We start from the raw sequence: 4,830 nt of genomic DNA, 5'->3' as shown, positions 1-4,830 counted from the left end.
ATACCACCGTGTCGTACGCCGTAGCATTATACGAACCGGCCTCCCCTCCCCCGCCACGCGGGGGAGGATTTGCCTCACCGCCGGTGGTTCCTCCCGCTGCCCCCAACAGTCGAGCGCGGCTCCGACAGCAGCGGGGCCGCGCTCATAAGCGCCGTGGGGGGCAGCGGCGCTATCGCTTACCGCCTTAGCGGCAGTTGCGGTTGCCTTCCGGCGCCGTGCAGAACGGCTCTTCCGTCTCCGGCGCCAGCGATTTCGCCATGTCGATCAGCTGCATGAACTCGGCGCGGTAGCCGTTCTCGTCCGCACCGCGGGCGCCCTGGGCCAGCGAGCGGATATCGGCCCAGCTCATTTCGCCATAGTTCGAACCCCTGAGCTTCTGCCCGAAGGCAGCGACTGCCGCGGCGAAGCGCGAGTCCTCGGAGGCCTCGGCGGGGCTCGAAACGGCCTGGTCCTTGCCGATCGCCTGCTCGATCAGCTTGCTGGTCTCCTCGTCGGGCAGCTTGTAGCGCATCTTGAGGAAGCCGATCTCGCCGTTGCCGGCCGTTTCGGCCGTGGCGTCGGAGCTGTAGCGCAGGGGATCGTTCAGTTCGGCGCCCGAACCGACCGGGGTGATCTCGTAGAGCGCGGTGACGGTGGTGCCCGCCCCGATCTCGCCGGCATCGACCTTGTCGTTGTTGAAATCCTCACGGTTCAGCGCCCGGGTCTCGTAACCGATCAGCCGGTATTCGCTGACCACCGCCGGGTTGAACTCGACCTGGATCTTCACATCCTTGGCAATGGTTTCGAGCGTGCCGCCGGCATCCTCGACCAGCACCTTCTGGGCTTCCTTGAAGCTGTCGATGTAGCTGGCATTGCCGTTGCCGTTCTGCGCCAGCGCCTGCATCGTATCGTCGCCCAGGTTCCCCTGGCCGAAGCCGAGCACCGACAGGAACACCCCGCCGTCGCGCTTACCCTTGATGTAGGTCTTCAGGTCTTCCGGATCGTCGATCCCGACATTGAAATCGCCATCGGTGGCGAGGATCACCCGGTTGACGCCGTCGGCAACCTTGTTCTGCTCGGCCAGCCGATAGGCAAGCTCGATCCCTTCGGCACCGGCGGTCGAGCCGCCGGCCGAGAGGTTCTCCAGCGCACCGATGATCTTGGCCTTGTCGGTCGCCTTGGTCGGCTCCAGCACCACGCCAGCCGAACCGGCATAGGCAACGATCGAGATGGTGTCGTTGGCCCCGAGCTGATCGACCAGCAGCGCAAATGCCCGCTTCAGCAGCGGCAGCTTGTCCGGCTCATCCATCGACCCCGAAGTGTCGATCAGGAAAACCAGGTTCGAGGCCTTGTCCTCGGTCACCTCAGGCACATAGCCCTTGATGCCGATCTGGACGATCTGCGTCTTGCCGTTCCATGGCGTCGGATAGACCGAGACCGTCGGCTTGAACGGCGTCGAAGCGTCAGTTGGCGCGGGGTAGTTGTAGTTGAAGTATTTGATCAGCTCCTCGATGCGTACGGCATCGGGCTCCGGCACCCAGCCTTCGGCCAGCGAGCGCCGCACATAGGCATAGGAGGCCGTATCGACATCGATCGAGAAGGTCGAGACCGGATCGGTCTTCACCAGCTTGAGCGGCGATTCGGTGAACTTCGAAAACTCGTCGCCACTCGGCTGGGTGGGCTTTGCCATCGTTGCATCGGCCGGTGACGGCGCGGCCATGAAGGCTTCGTTCTGCGCCACACCGGAGGCGGCCATCTGCTTGGGCGCTGCCATTCGCATCTCGACCATCGGCGTAGCCGGCGCCGTCGCATCCAGACTCTCAAGGCCGGCACTGACCGACAGGCCGCTGCCGAGATCGCTGGTCACCGCGATCGTGCTGTCGGTGGCAGGGGGCGTTGCATCCACCGCCCCACTGTTCTGCGGCGCGACCTGGTCGCGCATCTGCAGGTCAGCCTCGCCTTCCGGCGCAGCCGCAAGGTTCGAGATGTTGCCATCGGCACCGGCAGTCGCCGGAGCTTCTTGCGCGGTGGTAGTGGCCGAGGCGGCCGTGCCACCGGCTTCCTTCTTTTCCAGCGCATCGGCGCGGCCGAGTTCCATCGGCGCCGGCTCGGGCTGCGCCGAGACTTGCGCCATCGGCTGGTCTGCATCCTTGCTGCTGACGGTCACCGGCGGCACGCCGATCGGAGTGATCGCGGTGCTGTTATAGAGCTGGTAGCCGAGCGGCAGCAGCAGCAGTGCGACGGCTGCGGTGCCGAGGCCGTAAGTGAGGCGGTTATCCATGATCCAGGTCCCTTTCGCATTGGCGAAGATGGACCTGAGACGCCGGGTGATCGAATTTCCTTGGGGCGCCTGTTTCGCGTTCGCCTGCTCGGCGTCGAAAGCCAACATGGCGGCATCGAGCGCGCGGCGACGCGCCGCCTCGGAAGGAGCCGGGGTCTGCGCCTGCTGCAGCGCGGTGAGCTTGTTGTCGTCGTCGTGGTTGCTCATAGGAGCCCCCTCAGGGTCTTTTTGGCTTCGTGGATGTGCCAGGAGACGGTTGCCTCCTTGCACCCCATGATCACGCCGGCTTCGGCGTGGCTCATCCCCTCCGCATAAATCAGCAGCACCGCATCCCGTTGCTGTTCGGGAAGTTTGCGCACTGCAGTCCACAGCTCCTTACTGGTCGCTGCGTCTTCCTGCTCGGGCAGGTATTCGTCCGGTGCCACCTCGGCATAGCGGTCGGCATTGCGCCCGCGCCGGCTGCGCGCCCGCTGCATGTCGCGCACGGCATTCAGCGTAACGCGATAGAGCCAGCTGGTGAACGCCGAGCGCCCGTCGAAACTGTTGAGGATCGAGGCGAGCTTGATGCACACATCCTGCGCCACATCCTCGGCGTCCGACACCTTGCCGCACCATTTGCACGCGGTGCGGAAGATGAAATTGTAGTGCCGTTCGACCAGTTCGCCGAACGCATGCCGATCGCCGCCGACCGCCCGCGCGATCAGCGTTTCATCGGGCACTGGGGCGTCGAGCACCCCGCTATTGATGAATTCAGGCGTCAAGGACCGTAGCACCTGTGTGAGCTTTCAGCCGGTGTTCTAGGACTAAGACGATGAACGGTGACTGATCCTTGGGGTGGAGGTGAAGATTTTTCTTCAGGGGCACCAACGCCGACTTGCCCACCCTCACCGGCCGTCATCCCGGCGAAGGCCGGGACCCAGTGCACCAGCCGTTCCACTTGATCGCAACTCTCCAACCCATCCGTGATAGACCGGAACGGTTCCTGGCGTTCCGGCGCTCCGAGCAGTGGGTCCCGGCTTTCGGCGGGATGACGGCCGGTGGACAGGGCAACGAGTGTCTTCCGACACCCCCGCGACATCCGTCCGCCTTGCCTTCACCACCGCACCGGCGTAGGGCACCGGCATGTCCGAAGATCCGAAAAAGCCCGACAGCCCGTTCCGCCTCAATCGCAGCCGCATCCTGCTGCTGCTGTTCGGTGCGCTGCTCCTGACCTACATCATCTCGGCCATGCTCGGCGGGCTCGGCAACTACCAGATGCTGAAGGAATCGGCGACGCAGCCCGCCGCCGAAACCACCAGCACGTCGCCTTAAGCCACCAGCGCCTGCGGCACGGCTTCGGCGATGAAGCCGCCGCCCAGCACTTCGCTGGTGCCGCTCTCGTCAGCGTAGAACACGCAGGCCTGCCCGGGCGAGATACCGTATTCGCCGGCAAACAGCGTGACGAACACCTCGCCATCGGCCATGTGCACGGCGCCCGACTGCGGTGGCCGCGTCGAGCGCACCTTGACCTCGATCGGCATGCCATTGCCGGCGGCCAGCGAGGCGAGTTGGCGCTCACCCAGCCAGTTCACGTCGCGCAGCCGCACCGTTTTGGTCATCAGCGCTTCGCGCGGGCCGACGATGACGCGGCCAGTACGGTGCTCGAGCTTGACCACATAGAGCGGCTCGCCTGCCGCGACACCGAGGCCCTTACGCTGGCCGATGGTGTAGTTGACGATCCCCTCGTGCTTGCCCAGCACGCGCCCATCGAGGTGGACGATCTCCCCTTCGGCCAGCGCTTCGGGGTGCATCTTGCGGATCACGTCGGCGTACTTGCCCTGCGGCACGAAGCAGATGTCCTGGCTGTCGTGCTTTTCAGCGATCTCGAGCCCGAACTCCCGCGCCAGTTCGCGCACCGCCGGCTTGGTCATGCCGCCGAGCGGGAAGCGCAGGAAATCCAGCTGCTGCTCGGTGGTGGCAAACAGGAAGTAGCTCTGGTCACGTGAATCATCGACCGGCCGGAACAGCCGGCGCTTGCCGTCGACGAGCTTCGATTGCACGTAATGCCCGGTTGCCAGCACGTCGGCGCCGAGGTCCTTGGCCACTTCCATCAGGTCGACGAACTTGACGCTTTGGTTGCAGGCGATGCACGGCACCGGCGTCTCGCCCTGCCGATAGGCATTGGCGAACGGCTCCATCACCGAGTTCTTGAAGCGCTCTTCATAGTCGAGCACGTAGTGCGGAATATTGAGCGCCTGCGCCACGCGCCGCGCATCATGGATATCCTGGCCGGCGCAGCAGGCGCCCTTGCGGTGCGTCGCTTCGCCATGGTCGTAAAGCTGCAGGGTTACCCCCACCACATCGTAGCCCTGGCGGGCGAGCAGCCCGGCAACGACGGAACTATCGACGCCCCCCGACATCGCGACAACGACGCGCGTGTCCTCGGGACGCTTGGGCAGATCAAGCGAATTCAGGTCCATATCTCTCATCCAGAAGGGTTCAAGGTCCGACGGATCGGGCGCGGTATAATCGTTCTCACGGGCGGTGTCACGTGCCTCAAATCCGGTGTGAGCTGACCCCCCCCCCTGTCC

4 protein-coding genes are annotated in these 4,830 nt (G+C 64.8%); 1 reads left to right on the top strand and 3 read right to left on the bottom strand.

Annotation, left to right across the window (positions count from 1 at the left end; all coding sequences use genetic code 11):
• Positions 1 to 184: 184 nt before the first annotated feature.
• Together VW23_RS19220 and VW23_RS19215 are read right to left on the bottom strand one after the other, a co-directional pair.
• Complete coding sequence (locus VW23_RS19220) at positions 185 to 2,467, bottom strand: vWA domain-containing protein (protein WP_069911161.1); 2,283 nt, start codon at positions 2,465 to 2,467, stop codon at positions 185 to 187.
• On the bottom strand, positions 2,464 to 3,021 hold the full coding sequence (locus VW23_RS19215; protein WP_244513662.1) for an RNA polymerase sigma factor: 558 nt from the start codon (positions 3,019 to 3,021) through the stop codon (positions 2,464 to 2,466). Before VW23_RS19215 ends, VW23_RS19220 begins: the two co-directional genes overlap by 4 nt.
• 361 nt (positions 3,022 to 3,382) lie before the next feature.
• On the opposite strand from VW23_RS19215, the gene VW23_RS19210 reads away from it, so the two are divergent.
• Positions 3,383 to 3,571 (top strand): hypothetical protein, encoded by a 189-nt coding sequence (locus VW23_RS19210; RefSeq protein WP_069911160.1) that lies wholly within the window; start codon positions 3,383 to 3,385, stop codon positions 3,569 to 3,571.
• Here VW23_RS19210 and mnmA read toward each other — a convergent pair.
• A complete protein-coding gene (gene mnmA, locus VW23_RS19205; protein WP_069911159.1) occupies positions 3,568 to 4,719 on the bottom strand; it encodes a tRNA 2-thiouridine(34) synthase MnmA in 1,152 nt (383 codons plus the stop codon). The two genes, VW23_RS19210 and mnmA, sit on opposite strands and share 4 nt — an antisense overlap.
• Positions 4,720 to 4,830: the final 111 nt, after the last annotated feature.

Source organism: Devosia insulae DS-56 (assembly GCF_000970465.2).
GTDB lineage: Bacteria > Pseudomonadota > Alphaproteobacteria > Rhizobiales > Devosiaceae > Devosia_A > Devosia_A insulae.
The sequence above is the reverse complement of the archived record's forward strand: the minus strand, read 5'-3'. Positions and strand labels throughout refer to the sequence as shown.

Coding starts and splice junctions, on each gene's coding strand:
- VW23_RS19220 (WP_069911161.1), bottom strand. CDS start 2,467: ATGAGCAACCACGACGACGACAACAAGCTCACCGCGCTGCAGCAGGCG.
- mnmA (WP_069911159.1), bottom strand. CDS start 4,719: ATGGACCTGAATTCGCTTGATCTGCCCAAGCGTCCCGAGGACACGCGC.
- VW23_RS19210 (WP_069911160.1), top strand. CDS start 3,383: ATGTCCGAAGATCCGAAAAAGCCCGACAGCCCGTTCCGCCTCAATCGC.